Raw genomic sequence first — 20,487 nt, 5'->3', positions numbered from 1 at the left:
CTTCATGGTTGTTGGCGTCTGGCCGGGTAGCGCCTATCCCCTCGGTGCGACCTACGACGGTTCCGGCACCAATTTTTCAGTGTTCTCCGAAGTCGCCGAGCGCGTCGAGCTGTGCCTGATCGCCAAGGACGGCAGCGAAGAACGCGTCAACCTCGACGAGGTCGACAGCTACGTGTGGCACTGCTATCTGCCGACGGTCACGCCCGGGCAGCGGTACGGATTTCGCGTGTACGGACCGTGGGACCCGGCCAATGGACACCGCTGCGATCCGAGCAAGCTGCTGCTCGATCCCTACGGCAAGTCGTTCCACGGCGACTTCGACTTCAGCCAGGCGCTGTACTCCTATGACTTGACGGCGCCATCGGCCACCGGTGAGCCGCCCGGCGTCGATTCGTTGGGGCACACCATGACCAGTGTGGTCATCAACCCATTCTTCAACTGGGACAACGACCGTGTGCTGCGGACGCCGTATCACGAGACGGTGATCTACGAGGCCCACGTCAAGGGTATGACGCAGACGCACCCGGCGATCCCCGAGGAACTGCGCGGCACCTACGCCGGACTCGCCCACCCGGCGATCATCGAGCACCTACGGTCGCTCGGCGTAACGGCCATCGAACTGATGCCCGTGCACCAGTTCCTGCACGACCACCGGCTGCTGGACCTCGGGCTGCGAAACTACTGGGGCTACAACACGTTCGGCTTCTTCGCGCCGCACTACCAGTACTCGGGGAATCAACACGCCGGCAGCGCGGTCGCCGAGTTCAAGACCATGGTGAAGTCGTTCCACGACGCCGGCATCGAAGTCATCCTGGACGTGGTCTACAACCACACCGCCGAAGGCAACCACCTCGGCCCGACGCTGAACTTCCGCGGCATCGACAACGCCGCCTACTACCGGCTCGATGACGACGACCTGTCGCTCTACAAGGACTTCACCGGCACCGGCAACAGCCTCAACGCCCGTCATCCCCACACGCTGCAGCTGATCATGGATTCGCTGCGGTACTGGGTACTGGAGATGCACGTCGACGGCTTCCGATTCGACCTCGCCTCCACGCTGGCCCGGGAGTTCTACGACGTGGACCGGCTCTCGGCGTTTTTCGATCTGGTGCAACAGGATCCGGTGATCAGCCAGGTGAAACTGATCGCCGAACCGTGGGATGTCGGCGAGGGCGGCTACCAGGTCGGCAACTTCCCAGGTTTGTGGACCGAGTGGAACGGGAAATACCGCGACACTGTGCGCGACTACTGGCGGGGCGAGCCCGCGACCCTGGGCGAGTTCGCCTCGCGACTGACCGGTTCCTCGGACCTGTACGAGGCGACCGGCCGGCGACCGAGCGCGAGCATCAACTTCGTCACCTGCCACGACGGCTTCACACTGACCGACCTGGTGTCCTATAACGAGAAGCACAACGAGGCCAACGGCGAGGACAACCGCGACGGCGAGAGCCACAACCGGTCGTGGAACTGCGGCGTCGAAGGCCCGACCGACGACCCGGAGATCCTCGAGCTCCGCGAACGGCAGCGCCGCAACATCTTCGCGACGCTGATGCTGTCGCAGGGCACACCGATGATCAGTCACGGTGACGAGATCGGGCGCACCCAGCAGGGCAACAACAACGTCTACTGCCAGGACAACACACTGTCGTGGATGGACTGGACCATGTGCGAGACCAACGCGGCACTGCTGGAATTCACCCGCACCGTGGTGGCATTCCGGCGCAAGCATCCCGTCTTCCGGCGCCGGCGGTTCCTGGCCGGGCAACCGGTACGCAGCACCGGGCAGGTCCGCGACATCGCATGGCTGACTCCCGCGGGTGAAGAGATGACGCTCGAGGACTGGGATTCCGGCTTCGGCAAGAGCATCTCGGTATTCCTCAACGGCGACGCGATACCCGAACCCAACGCCCGCGGTGAGCGCGTCACCGACAACTCGTTCCTGCTGTGCTTCAACGCCCACGACGAGGCACTCGATTTCGTGATTCCCGGCGAGGACTACGGGGCGAGCTGGGCGGCGGCGCTGGACACCGCGGACCCGCACGGCCACACCGAACTGGTGGCCGCCGCCGGCGAGACGATTTCACTGCAGGCCCGCTCGCTGCTGGTGCTACGTAAGACGGCGTGATGACGGTGCCGGTCTCGCCCGTAGTCGCCACGTACCGGCTGCAGATGCGCAGCGACGGAATGACTTTCGACGACGCGTTGGCGCTGCTGCCCTACCTCGACGATCTCGGCGTCTCGCACCTGTACCTGTCGCCGGTGCTGACGGCCGTGACCGGGTCGACGCACGGCTACGACGTCACCGACCCGACGGCCGTCTCGGCGGAGCTCGGTGGGCCGGAGGGCTTTTCCCGGCTGTCCGCCGCCGCGCGGGCGCGCGGCATGGGGCTCGTCGTCGACATCGTGCCGAACCACGTCGGCGTCGAACAACCCGAACAGAATCCGTGGTGGTGGGACGTCCTGACGCACGGTCGGGCATCACGCTTCGCCCACTTCTTCGACATCGACTGGGATCTGGACCCCGACGGCCGAATCGTGTTGCCGGTGCTGGGTTCCGACTCCGACGTCGATGATCTCGCCGTCGACGGTGACGTGCTGCGGCTGGGTGACCGGACCTGGCCGATCCGGCCCGGCACCGGCGCCGGCACGGCCGCAGAGGTCTATGCCCGGCAGGCGTACCGGCTGACGGGCTGGCAGTCCGGTTCCTGTGGCTACCGGCGGTTCTTCTCCATCACCTCACTGGCGGCGGTGCGCCAAGAGGACCTCGACGTGTTCGACGCCAGCCACGCCGAGATCGCGCGCTGGTTCCGTAACGGGCTGGTGGACGGTTTGCGGGTCGACCACATCGACGGGTTGACCGATCCCGCAGGCTATCTCGTGCGGCTGCGGGAACTGGCCGGAGACGACGCCTGGATCGTCGCCGAGAAGATTCTGGCCGCCGACGAGCCGCTGGACCCCAGCCTCCCCATCGCGGGCACCACCGGCTACGACGTGCTGCGGGAGATCGGCGGGCTCTTCGTCGACCCGGACGGCGCCGCCGCGCTCACGGAACTGGCCCGCGAAACCCATAGCGATGCCCGGGAACTGAAGATCAAGGCCGCCACCGAAACCCTGGCCAGCGAGTTGGCCCGGCTGTGCCGTGCGATCACGCGGGCCGCCGGCGACGACGATCCCGCCCTCCCGGCCGCCGTCGCCCAACTGCTCAGCCACGCCGGCGTGTATCGCACCGACTACCCCGTGCTGGCCGCGACGCTGCCCGAAGCCATCAACCAAACCCTCAGCACCGCACCGGAACTGGCATCGGCGCTGCAGCTGGTCGTCACCGCCATCGAGCAGCCCGAACCGGCGGCGCGGTTGCAGCAGTTGTGCGGAGCGACGACGGCCAAGGCTATCGAGGACACCCTCTTCTACCGAGACGCGCGGCTGGTGTCGTTGAACGAGGTCGGTGGCACACCGGAACGGTTCGGCATGAGCACGGCCGAGTTTCACCAGCGCGCCGTGGCGCGCGCACGCGACTGGCCCGCCACCTTGGTGACCCTGTCCACCCACGACACCAAGCGCGGCGAGGATGTGCGGGCCCGCATCACGGTGCTGTCCCAGCGCGCCGAGCACTGGGCGCAGCGCGTCGGCCGCTGGAACACGGTGTGCGTACCACCCGACGAGGGCACCGGATTGTTCCTGTGGCAGAACATCATCGGTGTCTGGCCCACCGCGGGCGACGTCGACGACGCCGTCCGCGCGCGGCTGCACTCCTATGCCGAGAAGGCGATTCGCGAAGCCGAGCTGCACACCGACTGGGAGCAGCCGGACCGGGAGTTCGAAGATGCGGTCCACGACTGGATCGATGCGCTGATCGACGGCCCGATCGCGGCCGAGATCACCACGTTTGTCGGGCAGCTCGACGAGGCCGCGCGTTGCGATGCCGTCGCGCAGAAACTGCTCGCCCTGACGGTGCCGGGTATCCCCGACATCTACCAGGGCACCGAACTGTTCGACGACAGCCTGGTGGACCCCGACAATCGCCGTCCGGTGGATTTCGCTCTCCGACAGCGTGAGCTCGATACCTTGAACCACCCCAAGATTCGGGTCGTGGCGGCAGCGTTGCGGTCACGCCGGGAGCGGCCGGCGACGTACCTGTCGGGCGACTACACGCCCGTCGCCGCCGACGGTCCCGCCGCTGACCACGTGATCGCATTCCAGCGGGGTACCGACGTTCTGGTGGTCGTCCCCCGCTGGACGCTGAAGCTCAACGAATCCGATTGCGCCGAAACCACTCTGGCTTTGCCAGCCGGCGACTGGACCGACCGGCTGACCGGCCGCACCTGGTCGGGCACCGTCGCCGCCAACACGCTGTTCGCCGAACTGCCCGGCGTACTTCTGGAGAAAGCCGATGGCTGACCACGAATTCTCGGTCTGGGCGCCCACACCGAACGACGTCGCACTCGACGCCGACGGGATCCGGTATCCGATGACCCGCTCCGACGACGGGTGGTGGCGCGTCACCGTCGACGTGCCGGCCGACGTCCGGTACGGCTTCGTCCTTGACGACTCCGAACCACTGCCCGACCCCCGTTCGCCGCGGCAACCCGATGGCGTGCACGGGTTTTCGCAGCTGTGGACATCCGCACCGCCGGCCCCCTGGCCAGGCCGGGCCATCGACGGCGCGGTGATCTACGAACTGCACGTCGGCACGTTCACCGCGGCCGGCACGTTCGACGCCGCAATCGAGCGGCTGGACCACCTCGTCGACCTCGGCGTGGACTTCGTCGAACTCATGCCGGTCAACGCCTTCAGCGGCAGCCACGGCTGGGGCTACGACGGCGTGCTGTGGTACGCCGTGCACGAACCCTACGGCGGCCCTTCGGGTCTCGTGCACTTCGTCGACGCCTGCCACCAACGGGGCCTGGGCGTGCTACTCGACGCGGTGTTCAATCACCTTGGCCCATCAGGGAATTACCTGCCCAAGTTCGGGCCGTACCTGACGGTGGGCCGGACCCCGTGGGGTGAGGCGATCAACATCGCCGCCGCCGACTCCGATCCGGTCCGCCGGTACATCATCGACTGCGCCCTGCGCTGGATGCGGGACTTCGGCATCGACGGCCTGCGACTGGACGCGGTGCACGCACTGGTCGACACCACGGCGGTTCATCTGCTGGAAGAGCTGGCCACCGAAACCGATGCGTTGGCAACCGAACTCGGCCGCCCGTTGTCCCTGATCGCCGAGAGCGACCTCAACGACCCGCGGCTGATCACTCCGCGTGCCCGCGGTGGCTACGGCCTCGCCGCCCAGTGGGACGACGACATCCACCACGCCATCCACACCGCGGTGTCCGGCGAACGGCAGGGCTACTACGCCGATTTCGGGTCGATGCAGGCACTCGCCACCACCCTCGCACGTGGCTTCTTCCACGCCGGCACCTACTCGTCTTTCCGGCGCCGGCGCCACGGCCGGCCGCTGGACACCACGAGCATTCCGGCCACCCGGCTGCTGGCCTATACCTGCACGCACGATCAGGTCGGCAACCGGGCGATCGGCGACCGCCCGTCGCAGAACCTCGACTTCGGACAGCTGGCGGTCAAGGCCGCGCTGGTCCTCGGATCGCCCTATACGGCAATGCTTTTCATGGGCGAGGAGTGGGGCGCGTCGACGCCGTTCCAGTTCTTCAGCTCACATCCCGAGCCCGAGCTGGCACGCGCGACGGCCGAGGGCCGCAAGGCCGAGTTCGCCGACCACGGCTGGGCCGCCGACGACATCCCCGATCCGCAGGACCCCGCCACGTTTCAGCGTTCCAAACTCGACTGGGACAAGGTCGGCACGGGCGAGCACGCCCGGCTGCTGCGGATCTACCGCGACCTGATCACGTTGCGGCGCACCGAACCCGACTTCGCCGACCCCTGGCTGGACCACCTGCGCGTCGAGTTCGACGAGACCGACCGCTGGATCGTCATGCATCGCGGGGCGTTCGCCGTCGCGTGCAACCTCGGTGAGCAGCCCGCCGTCGTGCCCGTCACCGGCGAGTCGGTCCTGAGCTCAGCCGAGCCGCAGATCGGGACAAACGCCACGACACTGCCCGGCCACAGCTTCGCGATCCTCCGTCGACGCCCCTAGGTCAGGTAACGGTAAGCCGGTGACCCCGGCTCCAACGGCTCCACGTGGATGCCCGAATTGTGCATCCGCTCCAGCAACCCGTCGAAGTTGGCGGCCGAGCCGAGTTCGATGCCGACGAGCGCGGCGCCGGTCTCCCGGTTGTTGCGCTTGACGTATTCGAACAGGGTGATGTCGTCGTTGGGTCCGAGCACCTCGTCGAGGAATCGCCGCAGCGCGCCGGGCTCCTGCGGGAAGTCCACCAGGAAGTAGTGCTTGAGACCCAGATGCACCAGTGACCGCTCGAGCACCTCGCCGTAGCGCGAGACATCGTTATTGCCACCGGAGATCAGGCACACGACCGTCGAGCCGGGCTCGACACCGTTCTCCATCAACGCCGCCACGGACAGCGCGCCCGCGGGCTCGGCGATGATGCCCTCGTTCTGGTACAGGTCGAGCATTGCGGTGCACACCGCGCCCTCGTCGACGGTCGTCACCGAGACCATGTCGCCTGCCGCGGCGAGCGCCGCGTAGGTCAGCTCCCCGGCCCGGGCCACCGCAGCGCCGTCGACGAACTGGTCGACGTGCTCCAGCGTGACCGGCTCGCCCTTGGCGAGCGCCGAGATCATCGACGCCGCACCTGCGGGCTCGGCGCCGAGCACGGCGGTCGCCTTGGTGTGCGCGGTCAGGTAGGTGGTGATGCCGCTGATGCAGCCGCCGCCACCCACCGGCACGATCACCAGGTCGGGTTCGCCGTCCAGCTGCTCGAGGATCTCGACGGCGATGGTGCCCTGCCCGGCCATGGTGCGCAGGTCGTCATACGGCGGGACCAGCGTGGCGCCCGTCCGGGCGACATCCTCGAGCGCGGCCTCGGCGGCCAGGTCGTAGGTGGCGCCGCCGACGATCAGCTCGATGAAGTCGCCACCGTGGTAGCGGATGCGGTCCCGCTTCTGCTTGGGGGTCTTGGCCGGGACATAGACGCGGCCGTGCACACCCATCGAGCGACAGGCCAGCGCGAAACCCTGGGCGTGGTTGCCCGCCGACGAGCACACCACACCGGCGGCCTTCTCCTCGTCGGAGAGCTGCATCAGCAGGTTGTAGGCACCGCGCAGCTTGTACGAGCGCACCGCCTGCAGGTCCTCACGCTTGAGGTACACCTGGGCGCCGGTCAGCGCCGACAGCCGGTCGCTGTACTGCAGCGGGGTGCGGGTGACCACCGAGGAAATTCGCCGGGCAGCCGCATCGATGTCGGCCGCGGCAAGCGGCGACGTCCTGTGGGTTCCCTGGCTCAGCTCGGCAGACACCATCTAATGGTGTCATCTCGGTGCAAAACTGAGCGCATGGACCCCACTCCAGAACCCTTGCCGCCGGCGGTCAGGACATTCGTCGAGCGGACACACCGTCTGACCAGCAACGCCGAACACCATGTGCCGTCGTGGCTCCGCCCGGGTGATCCGGAGAACCGGCTGCCGGTGATCTTCGCGATCCTGGCGGCGGTGACGTTGCAGCGCGCGATCCCTGTGCAGTACACCGTCCCGGAAATACCCCGGTGGCCGTTGATCACTCTGGAGCTGCTGCTGGTGGCCGTCCTGATGATCATCAATCCGGTGCGGCTGTCCCGCCAGACCACCGTCGGCCGCTGGACCATGATCGTGCTGACCGCGGCGATCACGCTCGACAACACGGCATCAGCGATCATCCTCGACCTGAACATCCTGTCCGGCAAGGTGAGCAACGACGCGGGCGTCCTATTGGGCAGCGGCGCAGCGATTTTCATCACCAACATCATCGTGTTCGGCATCTGGTACTGGGAGCTGGACCGTGGCGGCCCATTTGCGCGGCGGGCCGGCGACAACCCGTACCCGGATTTCCAGTTCCCGCAGATGAGCGACCCGCAGAACGCCAAACCCAATTGGCGCCCGACTTTCGTCGACTACCTGTACACCAGCTACACCAATGTGGTCGCGTTCTCGCCCACCGACACCATGCCCCTGTCGCGCTGGGCCAAGACGATGATGACCGTGCAGTCGATGGTCGCAGTGTCGACCACCGCGCTGGTGGTGGCGCGCGCCGTCAACGTGCTCAAGTAGGCCCCCGCAGACGCGCGGAGCACGGCGGACTCAGCCGCAGTCGCGATGGGGTTCCAGCAGTTCGGCCTGCCCCACCTCGGGTCGGGTGGTCGGCAGCCACCGCCGCGTCGACTCGAGCGACCGTTCGATGAGCTCGCCCGAACGGGAGAAGTCGATCGGCGACACCCGCACCGGACACAACGGCGGCACCACATGCAGTTCGACCGCTCCCTCGAACCGCTCGACGTCCGTCGCCAGCCGCCGGTTGATCGCCAGCGTGAACGCGTGCATCGCCATGGCCAGTGCAGCGCGCGGCGGTTCCGGCATGGCGCACGAATAGCCCGTCGGCAGCACCCACACCTCGGTCGCGCCCAGTTCCACCGCATAGGACAGCGGTGTGTTGTTCACCACGCCGCCGTCGACCAGATCGCGTCCGCCGATCCGCACCGGCGGCAGGACCGCGGGGATGGCGGCGCTGGCGACGATCGCATCGACGGCGTCGCCCGACGACAGGAGGACGTCCTGCCCGGAGAGCACGTCGGTGGCCACCACGTGCAGTGGCGTGGGCGCGTCCTGCAGCCGCCGGAACCGCAGATTCTGGCGCAGCAGCGTGCGGATGCCGATATCGGAAACCAGATGCGGCCGGCGCCCCAGAAACCCGAGCAGTCCCATACTCGGGCTGGTCGGGAACACTTTGCGGCGCGACAGGGTCCGCCACAGATCGGCCAGCGCCAGGGCCCCGTCGTGGTCGGACCGCCCCGCGATCCAGCCGCCGTTGAGGGCACCGACAGAGGTGCCGACGATCAGATCCGGCTTGATGCCGGCCTCGGCCAGACCCAGCAGCATGCCCACCTGGATGGACCCCAGGCTGCCGCCGCCGGACAGCACGAACGCCGTGGTCATGGTCTTTCTCCGTCCTCCGCCGCGGGTTGTAGCGGAAGCCGCACGACGAACGTGGTGTCGCCCGGTTGTGAGGCCACGAACAGCTCCCCGCCGTGCCGGTCGACAACGATCTGCCGGGCCAGGTGCAGGCCCAGGCCGGTACCTTCACCGAGCGGTTTCGTGGTGAAGAACGGGTCGAAAATGCGCCCGCGGATGTCGGCCGGAATTCCGCCGCCGGTGTCGCTGATCTCTACACGGACCGCATCGTCCTCGAACCGGCTGCGCACCGTCAGTCTCCCTGAGCCGGCCGGCCGCATGGCGCCGATGGCGTTCTCGATGATGTGCGTCCATACCTGATTGAGTTCGGCGGGATGGCAAAGCAATTCAGGTATCGACGGGCCGAAGTCCGTGATCACTTCGACCGGCGTACCCGCGCCGATCCGGCCGGCGAACATCCGCAGGGTACTGGTCAGAAGTGCGTCGACGTCCGCGAACTGGAACGGCGCGCTGTTCAGCTGGGTGTACTGCTTGACGTCGGTGACCAGGCCCGAAATCCGTTGTGCGGCATCATGAACCTGATGGGTCAGCAGTTCGGCCTCGACCCGGTGCCGCAACCATGTCACGGCCCGCGGCAACCAGTCCGGCTGCCGGTCACCCGGCACCAGCTGTTCGAGCCATTCACAGTCCAGGCCGGCCTCGACGAACGTCGGCGCAATGTCCCAAGCATCCGCTATCCCCCGGTTGGACAACCAGTCCCCGACCTCATCCTCCAGGTCGCTCGCCTGCATCGCCGACAGCGGCCGCCCCGACGTAGCGGCCACCTTCGCGACCACGTCAGTTTGCGCCCGACCCAGGAAAGTCAGGGCCGCGCTGTCGAATTCGCTGTCCACCAGTGGCGCGAGGAGAGCATCCAGCCGGCTGCGCAGGTCGGTCGCGGCGCGGACGACGGCCGCCACCGGGTTGTTGAGTTCGTGCGTCAAACCGGCCGAGAGCTGTCCGAGCGCCAGCATCCGGTCCCGTTCGTCGGCGACGCGGTGCTGCTTCTCCGCGGTCTCCGCCAGTCCATCGATGAGGTGCACAGCCATCGGGAACTGGCTCTTGACGAAAGCACCGAATTCGTCGGCAGGCATGACGAAGAACCGCGTCCGCCGGGTGGCCCGCACCGAGAACCGGTTCCGGTCATGACCGACGGGGCTGAACGCCGACCGGGCACCGAAGTAGACGCCGGGCTGCGACGTTCGATCGATCTCCAGTTCCCGGCCGCCGGCACGCTTGGAGAGCACCAATTCGCCGTCGATGAGTACCCGCAGCGGCGTGACGGGGTCGCCTTCGGCGATGACCGGCCCCGGGCCGAACACCTCGATGTGACCGGCGTGACAGAGCTGCGCCAGCTGCTCGTCCGTCAACGACTCGAACAGGAACAGTTCCCTCAGTTCCTCGGGTAAGCACTGCTGGCGGTCACCACCGACGTCTGTCACGCCGACACACTAAGCCCGCCCGGCCGATGAGCCGCGGTCATTCGGATCAATCCGCGTCCGGGTCACAACACGACGCGCACCGGAATCGAGACGACTCGGATGCGTCATTCACGCACTCGATCCGGTCCCGCAGCCCTGCCCGGCAGCTGGCGTCGACGCCCCGTGTCGCCGGTCACGGAATTGCTCACCCCGCCCGAACATCCGCTAGAGTGAACAGCGCCAGGCCGCAGTAACCCCGGGCCCCAAATTTCGCCGCCACGAGCGGCCTACCGCCGAGAGGCGTTCTGCGGTCTGGCTTTAACTTCTCCGCCGCCTTTCGCCGACATTCTCGGCGCCAGCGTCAATCGAGCGAATCGGTGCGCCACAGCCCGGCTGCGGCATGCAGCTCGTTGGCGATCCGGGTGAACGTCACCGCACGGTCGGTGAGTTCCGCGGCGCGCTCCGGCGCCGTCGTCGTCGCGTCCTCGGCCAGGCTCGTGCAACCGGCCGCACTCACGCGGCAGTACGCCGCCGCGCGCTCCAGCGCGACGGCGAAATCGCCCTCGAAGACGCCGCGCAGAATCCGGTCGGCGAGCTCACGGATCTCGGTCGGCCCGACGGGCGTCTCCGCACCGGCGACCACGGGGTCGATCGAATGCAGTACCTCGGTGCCGCGGCCGAACATCAGGCTGGCCGAATAGGGGTCCGTGCGGATCGACAGCCGCAGCAGATAGACGCGCCACAGCGCACCGGGCAGACTGCGCGCCCCGGCACCCGCCCACAACTCGGCGATGGTCTCGATGCCGTGCTCGTCGGTGTACGCCACCAGCCGGGAGACCACGTCGGGGTCCGGATAGCTGCGGACACGTTCCAGCAGCGCCGCCGCGGTCTCGTGGGCGACGCGACTGTCCTGGACGGGATCCTCGACGTCGTGGAACGCCTCGAAGCCGCGGCCCAGGAACTTGGTCGGCTTGTGAATCCGCCGACGGTCGTCAGTCATGCACTATTTCTTTCCCGCCGCCGCGCGAGCCGTCAGCGCCAACCGTCGGCGTCTTTGGCGGCCTGCAGCAGCACTTCGCACAGTTCTTTCAATTCAGTGGGTCCGGCGCCTTCGGCAACTGCGGTCGCGACGTCCTCGGCCGCACACCGTACCTGATAAACGCGGTCGGAGAGCGCCGCCGCTTCCTCCGCGCTGAGCACCACCGAGTCCTCGGCCAGGTTGGTTCCCTTGACCATCGCCCGCTGCTCGTAGGCCCGCTGCCGGCACGACTGACGGCAGTACTGGCGACGACGGCCCATGCCCGCGTCGGCCACCTCCCGGCCACACCACCGGCACGGCTGCGCCTTCGAGCGCTTCATGTCCGCCTCACGATCGTGACTGTATCCGGCGGGCGGCCGAACCCCGGTATCATGGACAATCGAGTCGGGAACTTCACGGCGCTGGCCTGCGTTGATTCCCTGTCGCTATACCAAGGGAGTGATTTTCGATGGCTGATCGTGTCCTGCGAGGCAGTCGCCTCGGAGCTGTGAGCTACGAGACCGACCGTAACCATGACCTGGCGCCGCGGCAGGTGGCCCGCTACCGCACCGACAACGGCGAGGAATTCGAAGTTCCGTTCGCCGACGATGCGGAGATCCCCGGCACCTGGGCGTGCAAGAACGGCATGGAAGGCACCCTGCTCGAGGGTGACGTTCCCGAGCCCAAGAAGGTCAAGCCGCCGCGTACCCACTGGGACATGCTGCTCGAGCGTCGTTCCATCGAGGAGCTCGAAGAGCTGCTCAAGGAGCGCCTGGAGCTGATCAAGACCCGCCGCCGCGGCTGATCGCGCCAACAAAAAAGCCCCGCCGCGAGGCGGGGCTTTTTGGTCTGCGTGACTAGCGGACGACGCCGCGGGCACGGTCCAGCCGGCCGCGGATGCCCCACTTCGCCACCTGCGACATGGCCTCGCGGATGTTCGACCCGCTCATCTTCGACACACCCAGTTCGCGCTCGGTGAACGTGATGGGCACCTCGACGACGGTGAAGCCCGCGTTGATGGCGCGCCACGTCAGGTCGATCTGGAAGCAGTAGCCCTTCGAATCGACGTCGTCGAGGCCGATCTTCTCCAGCACGTCGTGCCGGTAGGCGCGGTATCCGGCCGTGATGTCGTGAATCTTGACGCCCAGCAGCACCCGGGCATAGGTGTTCGCGGTGCGCGACAGGACGAGCCGGCGATGCGGCCAGTTACGGATGGCACCGCCCGGGACGTAGCGCGAGCCGATGGCCAGGTCGGCGCCGGCGTCGACGGCGTCCAGCAGGCGGTAGAGCTCCTCGGGCGCGTGGCTGCCGTCGGCGTCCATCTCGACCAGCACGCTGTAACCGCGGCCCAGGCCCCACGCGAATCCGGCGAGGTACGCGGCGCCCAGACCGCCCTTGCCCGCGCGGTGCATGACGTGCACGCGGTCGGGATCGGCCAGCGCCAGCTCATCGGCCAGCTGACCGGTGCCGTCGGGGCTGTCGTCGTCGACGACGAGCACGTGGACGTCCGGGCGGGCGGCATGCACCCGGCCGACGATCAACGGCAGGTTCTCGCGCTCGTTGTAGGTCGGAATGATGACCAGCGTGCGCTGACTCGGACGGTCGTCGCCCATGGTCATTACCCCTGTTCGCTCTCGGTGTCGGTATCGGTGTCAGGCGCAGCCGGGCTGCCGTCCTGATCTGCCGCGGCCGCCTCGCGGCGGCGCACGAGGTTCCTATTGTGCAGCATGGCTGCAAGAAGAGCCGAAACGCCGACTGCGATGAGCACGCCATTGATGACCGGGCCCCATCTCGTGGCGAGCGTCAGATCGGTCTTCAACCGCACCTGACGGTCGAGGTAACCGGGCTGGAAGAACTCGGTGCGCTCGAGGACCTGGCCGTTCGGAGCGACCACCGCACTGATGCCGGTGGTACCCGCGACGACGACGTACCGGTCGTGTTCGACGGCGCGCAGCCGGGCGAACGCCAGCTGCTGCACGCTCATCGGTTCGTCGAACGTCGCGTTGTTCGCGGGCACTGCCAGCAACTGCGCGCCATTGAGGACGGACTGCCGGGCGGCACGGTCGAAGATGACCTCCCAGCAGGTCGTCACCCCGATCGGCACGCCCGCGGCGGTGACGACGCCGTTGCCGTTGCCCGGCACGAAGTAGCCGGCCCGATCGGCGTACGACGACAGCAGCCGGAAGAAGCTGCGCCAGGGCAGGTACTCGCCGAACGGCTGGACGATGGCCTTGTCGTGGCGATCCCCCGGCCCGTCGGTCCCGTTCCACACGATCACCGAGTTGGTGGTCACCGGGTGCTCCGGTGTGTACTCCGGCGCCGCCAGCACGGTGCCCACCAGGATCGGCGCGTGGATCGCCGCCGACGCGGCCGAGATCAGTTCCGCGGCGTCGGCGTTGACAAGCGGGTCGATGTCCGACGAGTTCTCCGGCCAGATCACCACCGTCGGCTGCGGTGCACGGCCGGCGCGGACGTCCTCGGCCAGCTGCTTGGTCTCGCGCACGTGGTTGTCGAGTACCGCGCGGCGCTGGGCGTTGAAGTCCAGGCCGAGACGCGGCACATTGCCCTGGATGGCGGCGACGTTGATCGCGGGGTCGTCACCCGCACCGGCTCCGGCCTTGCGGACGTGCGGCCAGGCCAGCACGGTGAGCAGCAGGACCACCGCGATGCAGATGCCCGGGATGAAGACTTCCGGCGGTGCCGCGGCGCCGGTGCGGTGGTCGTGACGCCAGTGCCGGACCGCCTCGAGCACGATGGCCGTCGCGCTGAAACCGATGAGCGCCACCGCGAACGACACCAGCGGCGCACCGCCGAGCTGCGCGAGCGGCAGCAGCGGGCTGTCGGTCTGGCTGAAGGCCACGACACCCCACGGGAAGCCGCCGAACGGCACCGTCGACTTGAGCCATTCGGCCGCCACCCACAGCGCGGCGAACCACAGTGGCCACGCCGGTAGCCGCCGCACGAGGACGGCGGTCAGGCCGAACACACCCGTGAAGAACGCCTCCAGCGCCGACAGCATCAGCCATGGCGCCGGGCCGACGAAATTGCTGATCCACGGCAGCAGCAGCGTGTAGAACGCCAGGCCGCCCAGCATGCCGTAGCCGAAACCACCTGCGGGCGTGGTGCGTTCGTCGATCAGCACCCAGGCCAGCAGCGCCAGTGCGACGAACGACAGGTACCAGAGGTCGAACGGCGGGAAGCTCGCGCACAGCAGCAGACCGGCCACGACGGCCGCGGCCAGCCGGACCAGTCGCGGCTCGAAGAACTGCCTCAGGCCGGTGATGATCCGCGCGCCGCGGCCCGGGCCTTGCGGCTGCTCCGGTTCTGCGGGTGTCTCCGGCTCTGCCTCGGTTTCCGGCTTCACCTCGGCTTCCGGGGGCGCCTCGGTGTGTTCAGTGTCTTGGGTGTCTTGGGTGTCTTCGGTGTCTGCCGTGTCTTCGGTGCCTTCGGTGCGCTCAGCCATGGATCAGCTCACCGCGGTGCACGGTCTGCAGGCAGGTCGGCAGCTCGTCGTCGGGACCGAGTGGTGGCAGCGCCGGTACGCGCGACCGCGGATCGGTCGACCAGCGCTGCACGGCGTCGGCCGGTGCGGTGACGTCGAGGGCGTCGGCGCCGCCGGGCACCTGCCACACGGCGTACGACGCGACGGCACCGGGCACCAGCGTCCCGGTCATCCCGTCACGGACGCCGCCGGCCCGCCAGGCGCCGCGGCTGGCCGCCAGGAACGCCGAGCGCGCCGAGATGGCACTGCCCGCTGTCCGGTGACTGATGGCCGCGCGCACTGATTCCCACGGATTGATGCTGGTGACAGGACTGTCCGAACCGAAGGCGAGGGGCACGCCTTGCGATGCTAACAGCGCAAACGGGTTCAAACCCTGCGCTCGATCGACACCGAGACGCTGGGCGTACATGCCGTCGGCGCCGCCCCACAGCGCGTCGAAATTGGGCTGCATGCTGGCGACGACGCCCCAGGAGCCGAGCTTGCGCGCCTGCTCCGCGTCCACCATCTCGAGGTGCTCCAGCCGGTGACCACAGCGCGCCACCGCGGGTGCCCCGAACGCGGCCACGGTCCGGTCGAGGGCTTCGACGACGGTGGCGACCGCGGCGTCGCCGATGACGTGGAAGCCCGCGGTGATACCGGCCTCGGTGCAGGCCAGCAGATGTGCGGTGACGGCGTCGGTGTCCAGGTAGGTGTTGCCACAGCACTCGGGCGCATCGGTGTAGGGCTGCTGCAGCCAGGCGGTGCGCGAGCCGAGCGCGCCATCGATGAAGAGGTCACCCGCCAGACCCTGGGCCCCGGTCCGGGCCATCAGGTCGCGGGCCGCGGCCGCGTCGGCGACGGCCTCGCCCCAGTAGCCGACGATGTCGACGCCGTGTTCGGTGGCGCGCAGGTCGGTCCAGTCGTCGAGGCCGCCGATCTCGGGGCCCGCGCACTCGTGGACCGCGACGATGCCGTTGCGGGCGGCCAGGTCGAGCGCGGCGCGCTGGGCGTCGCGGCGTTGCGCTGCGCTGAGCAGGTTGCGGGCCGCGGCGCGCACGCGGTGGTGGGCGTCGGCGGTCAGCGGTCCCTGCGCGGAGAAGCCCGCGGCGTCGGCAAGGCCGGGCACCAGCTGCCGCAGTCCCGTCGTCGCGACGGCCGAGTGCACATCGACCCGGGCCAGGTAGGCAGGCCGACCGCCGAGCACGCCGTCGAGGTCCGCGGTGGTCGGGACGAGGCGGTCGGGCCAGCCGGATTCATCCCAGCCGTGGCCCCAGACGACGCCGTCCGGGTGCTGCGCGGCGTGTTCGGCCAGCAGGGTCAGCAGGTGCGGCAACGACGTCGCGGTGCGCAGGTCGAGCCCGACCACGGTGAGCCCCGTGGCGGTCAGGTGCACGTGGCTGTCGACGAACGCAGGCGCCACGAATGCGCCCTCGAGATCGACGATGGTGGCGTCTGGATGCAGTGCCCGGCCGATGTCGTCGGATCCGAGCCACGCCACCACTCCGTCACGGATCGCGATGGCAGTGGCGTCGGGCGCCGCGGGGCTGTGAATACGACCGCCCAGCAGCAGCGTCGTCGCAAAGGTGGTCACGAAGGTGACAGGTTAGTCCGTTCAGCCGGCGTGCCGGTGCACAGCGACCGGTGAGCTGTCGATGACCTCGATCACTTCGCCGTCGATGTACTCGCCGCGACCGCGGTAGCGCTCATCGTGGTTGATGTAGATCACCTGGGTCGGGAAGTCCATCGGGGTGAGCCGACGGCCGAACAGGGCGTTCGCCGCCGGCCGCACCGCGCGCCGGGTGAACGGCACCAGCATGAGCGCCCCGAGCACCGAGCTGGCCAGCCCGGGAACGACGACCAGCACCGTGCCGAGAGCCACCAACAGACTGTCGGTGGCCAGTGTCGGGTCGGCCGATCGGGCGCTCAGCGCCTCGGACAACCTGCTGAAATGCCGGGTGATCTGCGTGCCGGCGATGGCCAGACCGGCGGCAAAGGTGGCCAACAGCGCCAGTAATGTCCAAGCCACACCGATGGTCGAGGCCAGGGCTGCCAGCACCGCGACCTCGACCAAGGCATAAACCAGAAACAGTCGCATCGCCATGCCCTGGACAACGCCGGAACGCCGGAATTGGTTCCTAGCCGCCGGGAAGCGGCTCGACCTCGATGGCCGCGTGCACCTTCTCGACACCGCCGCGGATGATCGCCTGCGGGATCCACCACCAGGCGTGCCACCAGTAGCGCCTGGTCACCATGTCGAAGACGCGTTTGGTCTCGGACTTCGGCAGGTTGCGGGCGATGGCCTCGACCGGTTCGCCTTTGACCTTCCCCAGCGCGCCGCACTTCTGGATGGTCACGCGCGGCGTGTTCTTGATCCGCTTGGTCTTCCACGAGCCGTCGTCGGTGCTGATCAGCAGCTTGCCCTCGTGCGGCACGCCCCAGACCGGTGTCGGCTTGGGCCGGCCGTCCTTCGTGAAGGTGGTCAGCAGCAAATACTTCTCGCGGTACACGTCTTCGAACTTCGGAGCCATGTCTCTAGAAGACCACGGTTTCGTTGCCGTGGCGCAGGATGCGGTCCTGGCAGTGCCACAGGACGGCGCGAGACAGCACCGCCCGCTCCACATCGGCGCCGAGCCGCACCAATTCCTCGACGCTGTGGGTGTGGTCGACACGCACGACGTCCTGCTCGATGATCGGGCCCTCGTCGAGGTCCTCGGTCACGTAGTGCGCGGTGGCGCCGACGAGCTTCACGCCACGCTCCTTGGCTCGCCGGTACGGCGTGGCGCCGACGAAGGCCGGCAGGAACGAGTGGTGGATGTTGATCAGCGGACACCCGATGGCCTCGAGGAACCCGGGAGTGATGATCTGCATGTACCGGGCCAGCACCACCAGGTCGACGTTGCCCTTGAGCAGCTCCAGCTGACGCTGTTCAGCCTGCTCCCGGATGTCGCGGCTGGCCGGGATGTGCACGAACGGCACCCCGAACGCCCGGACCTGCTCGGCTAGGTCGGCGTGATTGGAGATCACCATCACGACGGTCATGTCGAGTTCGCCACGGCGGTTGCGCCACAGCAGATCGAGCAGGCAGTGGTCGGCGGTCGACGCCATGATCGCCACGCGCTTGGGTTTGGACGCGTCGGTGAACCGGTAGTCCATGTCGAATTCGTCTGCCACTGCCTGGAATTCGCGCTCCAGATCGGGCTGGGCGGCGGCCAGCCCGGGCAGGTGGAAGACGGTGCGCTGCAGGAAGACGCCGTCCTCCGGAGCCGTCGAGTGCTGGTCCAGCGAGATGATGTTGGCGCCCGATTTGGTGAGGAACGTCGACACCGCGGCGATGACGCCGCGACGGTCCGGGCAGTTCAGCAGCAGCCGTCCGATGTCCTTGTGGCGCGGCAGCTTTGGCGCGCCGGCAGGGAATTGACTCACGCGGCCCGCAGCTCCAGCGCGACGTTGTTCTCCATGCCGCCGCGCAGCTTGGAGAACAAATTGAAGGCCTTGCCGATCAAGCCGTAGCGCTTGCCGATGCCGTCGTAGACGTTGCCCAGCTGCGACTTGTCCAGGATGGCTGCCGTGGCCTCGACGGCCTCGCTCTTCGGGTTGCCGCGCATGTCGCACTTGGCGACCGTCACGCGCGGGGTGTTCCGGATGCGCTTGACCTTCCAGGCCTTGGCCTCGGAGATGACCAGCAGCCGGTCACCGTCGGGGACGGCCCAGACCGCAGTGGGCTTGGGCCGGCCGTCCTTGGTGAAGGTGGTCAGCAGGATGTAGTTCGCGGTGGCGACATCGGCGAAGGTGAGGGCCATGGCCATCAGGTTAGTGCGTGGGCGACGAGCGTGAACGCTGTGCACGCCCACCGGAGCAGGTGCGCGCACAACGCCCACGAGCGCTACGTCTTGTCGTGCGGCAGGTGCGGCGCGGTGGGGATCGGCGGCTGTGGGATCACCGGGTACTCGCCGGTGTATCCGACACGCTTGGCCGCGATCGCCAGGACGTTGCCCCGCACCGCGTACCAGCCGCCGATCAGTAACGGGACCAGCAGGATGATGGCGATCAGGTTCCAGTAGTTCTCGTAACACATCAGCGCGGTGACCGCGACGAGGAACAGCAGCGTCGCGTAGCTGGTGTACGGCGTACCGGGCAACCGGAAGCTGGGCCGCTGCAGAATGCCCTTGGCCTCCCAGCGGTACAGCTGAATCTGGCAGGCGACGATCATGCCCCAGGTGAAGATGATGCCCAGCGCCGACAGGTCGAGGGCGATGTTGAACGCATCCTCGGGTACGAACAGGTTGAGGATGACGCCCAGCAGGGTGAGCGCGGCAGTCAGCGCGATCCCGCCGAACGGCACGCCGTTGCGGTTCATCTTCGCGGTGAACCCGGGGCCGCTGCCATTCATCGCCATCGAGCGCAGCACGCGGCCGGTCGAGTACAGGCCTGCGTTGAGGCTGGACATCGCGGCGGTGAGCACCACCATGTTCATGATGCCACCGGCCGCGGGAACGCCGATCTTGGAAAAGAATGTCACGAAAGGACTTTCGCCCTTGTGGTACGCCGTGTAGGGCAACAGCAGCGCCAACACCACCAACGAGCCGACATAGAAGATTCCGATACGGGCGACCACCGAGTTGATCGCCCGCGGCATCACCTTGGCGGGCTCTGCGGTCTCCCCGGCGGCGATGCCGACGAGTTCGACTGCGGCGTAAGCGAAGATGACGCCGGACGTGACGATCACCAACGAGAACAGGCCGGTCGGGAAGAGTCCGCCACTATCGGCAATCACGCCGAATCCGGTTGTCTGGCCGGATATTTCGAAGCGACCGCCGAGGAAAACGATACCGACCACCAGGAACGTGACCAGCGCGGCGACCTTGATGATCGAGGCCCAGAATTCCATTTCACCGAACAGCTTCACCGAGATCATGTTCAGGGTCACCACGATCCCCAGCGCGATGAGTGCGATCAACCACTGCGGTATCGCCTTGAACATGCCCCAGTAGTGCATATAGAGCGCGACCGCGGTGACATCGACAATCGCGGTGGCTGCCCAGTTGAAGAAGTAGAGCCAACCGGTGACGAAAGCTGTTTTCTCACCGAAGAATTCGCGCGCGTATGACACGAATGAACCAGAGGAGGGCCGGTGCAGCACCAGCTCGCCGAGGGCCCGCAGGATGAAGAAGACGAAAACACCGCAAAAGGCATACACCAGGAACAGGCCCGGGCCGGCCGAGTGCAGGCGGCTGCCCGCGCCCATGAACAAGCCGGTGCCGATGGCGCCGCCGATGGCGATCATCTGGATCTGACGCGGCTTGAGGGCCTTGTGGTATCCCTCGTCTTCGTGCGCAAGCGCCGAATTGTCGTAAGTCGTTGATTCAGTGGTCATTCGGTTCCCGTCGGCGTCGGATGGGCCCAGTTGTCATGGGGTCACATCGATGTCGTCCACACGGGAGATCGGTCCGATACCGCCTCAGACTCCTGTGTTCGGCCCCACACCAAAACAC

The 20,487-nt window shown here is 67.7% G+C and carries 18 protein-coding genes; 5 read left to right on the top strand and 13 right to left on the bottom strand.

The genetic code is table 11. The features are described from left to right. Positions 1-4: 4 nt before the first annotated feature. The 3 genes from glgX to treZ are packed head-to-tail and all read left to right on the top strand — an operon-like array spanning position 5 to position 6,112. A complete protein-coding gene (glgX, locus tag BR47_RS0114380; RefSeq protein WP_029119945.1) occupies positions 5-2,128 on the top strand; it encodes a glycogen debranching protein GlgX in 2,124 nt (707 codons plus the stop codon). Further along, on the top strand, positions 2,128-4,401 hold the full coding sequence (treY, locus tag BR47_RS0114375; RefSeq protein WP_029119944.1) for a malto-oligosyltrehalose synthase: 2,274 nt from the start codon (positions 2,128-2,130) through the stop codon (positions 4,399-4,401). The genes glgX and treY overlap by 1 nt, the downstream gene beginning before the upstream one ends. After that, the gene (gene treZ / locus BR47_RS0114370; RefSeq protein ID WP_029119943.1) at positions 4,394-6,112 is read left to right on the top strand and encodes a malto-oligosyltrehalose trehalohydrolase; all 1,719 of its coding nucleotides are present in this window, start codon (positions 4,394-4,396) and stop codon (positions 6,110-6,112) included. Before treY ends, treZ begins: the two co-directional genes overlap by 8 nt. Here the strand turns inward: treZ and ilvA are convergent. Continuing rightward, positions 6,109-7,392 (bottom strand): threonine ammonia-lyase IlvA, encoded by a 1,284-nt coding sequence (ilvA, locus tag BR47_RS0114365; protein WP_029119942.1) that lies wholly within the window; start codon positions 7,390-7,392, stop codon positions 6,109-6,111. The two genes, treZ and ilvA, sit on opposite strands and share 4 nt — an antisense overlap. 36 nt (positions 7,393-7,428) lie before the next feature. Between ilvA and BR47_RS0114360 the strand changes: the two genes are divergently transcribed. Then, positions 7,429-8,178, top strand: coding sequence for a hypothetical protein (locus tag BR47_RS0114360; protein WP_225433774.1), 750 nt, complete (start codon positions 7,429-7,431; stop codon positions 8,176-8,178). Between the two features lie 30 nt (positions 8,179-8,208). On the opposite strand, the gene BR47_RS0114355 is transcribed toward BR47_RS0114360, so the two are convergent. The 4 genes from BR47_RS0114355 to BR47_RS0114340 all read right to left on the bottom strand — a co-directional run bounded on the left by BR47_RS0114355 (position 8,209) and on the right by BR47_RS0114340 (position 11,855). Next, on the bottom strand, positions 8,209-9,060 hold the full coding sequence (locus BR47_RS0114355) for a patatin-like phospholipase family protein (RefSeq protein ID WP_029119940.1): 852 nt from the start codon (positions 9,058-9,060) through the stop codon (positions 8,209-8,211). Next, complete coding sequence (locus tag BR47_RS0114350; protein WP_029119939.1) at positions 9,057-10,517, bottom strand: ATP-binding protein; 1,461 nt, start codon at positions 10,515-10,517, stop codon at positions 9,057-9,059. Before BR47_RS0114350 ends, BR47_RS0114355 begins: the two co-directional genes overlap by 4 nt. A gap of 340 nt (positions 10,518-10,857) precedes the next feature. Further along, complete coding sequence (locus BR47_RS0114345; RefSeq protein ID WP_029119938.1) at positions 10,858-11,496, bottom strand: hypothetical protein; 639 nt, start codon at positions 11,494-11,496, stop codon at positions 10,858-10,860. A 32-nt stretch (positions 11,497-11,528) separates the two neighbouring features. Beyond that, on the bottom strand, positions 11,529-11,855 hold the full coding sequence (locus BR47_RS0114340) for a hypothetical protein (RefSeq protein WP_029119937.1): 327 nt from the start codon (positions 11,853-11,855) through the stop codon (positions 11,529-11,531). Between the two features lie 128 nt (positions 11,856-11,983). Between BR47_RS0114340 and BR47_RS0114335 the strand changes: the two genes are divergently transcribed. Further along, entirely contained in the window at positions 11,984-12,319 is a 336-nt protein-coding gene (locus tag BR47_RS0114335; RefSeq protein ID WP_029105623.1) for an RNA polymerase-binding protein RbpA, read from the top strand. Between the two features lie 52 nt (positions 12,320-12,371). Here BR47_RS0114335 and BR47_RS0114330 read toward each other — a convergent pair whose 3' ends face one another. From BR47_RS0114330 to BR47_RS0114295, 8 genes are all read right to left on the bottom strand, one after another. After that, the gene (locus tag BR47_RS0114330) at positions 12,372-13,133 is read right to left on the bottom strand and encodes a polyprenol monophosphomannose synthase (RefSeq protein ID WP_020103190.1); all 762 of its coding nucleotides are present in this window, start codon (positions 13,131-13,133) and stop codon (positions 12,372-12,374) included. Continuing rightward, positions 13,133-14,977, bottom strand: coding sequence for an apolipoprotein N-acyltransferase (lnt, locus tag BR47_RS0114325; RefSeq protein WP_029119936.1), 1,845 nt, complete (start codon positions 14,975-14,977; stop codon positions 13,133-13,135). Before lnt ends, BR47_RS0114330 begins: the two co-directional genes overlap by 1 nt. Continuing rightward, a complete protein-coding gene (locus BR47_RS0114320) occupies positions 14,970-16,586 on the bottom strand; it encodes an amidohydrolase (RefSeq protein ID WP_029119935.1) in 1,617 nt (538 codons plus the stop codon). The genes lnt and BR47_RS0114320 overlap by 8 nt, the downstream gene beginning before the upstream one ends. Before the next feature lie 21 nt (positions 16,587-16,607). After that, a complete protein-coding gene (locus tag BR47_RS0114315) occupies positions 16,608-17,096 on the bottom strand; it encodes an FxsA family protein (RefSeq protein WP_029119934.1) in 489 nt (162 codons plus the stop codon). A 34-nt stretch (positions 17,097-17,130) separates the two neighbouring features. Next, complete coding sequence (locus tag BR47_RS0114310) at positions 17,131-17,523, bottom strand: PPOX class F420-dependent oxidoreductase (RefSeq protein WP_020103186.1); 393 nt, start codon at positions 17,521-17,523, stop codon at positions 17,131-17,133. 4 nt (positions 17,524-17,527) lie between these two features. After that, on the bottom strand, positions 17,528-18,418 hold the full coding sequence (gene purU / locus BR47_RS0114305) for a formyltetrahydrofolate deformylase (RefSeq protein WP_020103185.1): 891 nt from the start codon (positions 18,416-18,418) through the stop codon (positions 17,528-17,530). Continuing rightward, the gene (locus tag BR47_RS0114300) at positions 18,415-18,795 is read right to left on the bottom strand and encodes a PPOX class F420-dependent oxidoreductase (RefSeq protein ID WP_029119933.1); all 381 of its coding nucleotides are present in this window, start codon (positions 18,793-18,795) and stop codon (positions 18,415-18,417) included. The genes purU and BR47_RS0114300 overlap by 4 nt, the downstream gene beginning before the upstream one ends. Before the next feature lie 83 nt (positions 18,796-18,878). Further along, positions 18,879-20,369 carry an amino acid permease gene (locus tag BR47_RS0114295; protein ID WP_020103183.1) on the bottom strand — a complete coding sequence of 497 codons (1,491 nt, stop codon included), beginning with the start codon at positions 20,367-20,369 and terminating at the stop codon, positions 18,879-18,881. Positions 20,370-20,487 lie beyond the last annotated feature (118 nt).

Origin of the sequence: Mycobacterium sp. UNC410CL29Cvi84 (assembly GCF_000686745.1) — a bacterium.
GTDB classification, from domain to species: Bacteria; Actinomycetota; Actinomycetes; order Mycobacteriales; family Mycobacteriaceae; genus Mycobacterium; species Mycobacterium mucogenicum_B.
Note: the sequence above shows the minus strand (reverse complement) of the source record. Positions and strands in the feature narration are given on the sequence as shown.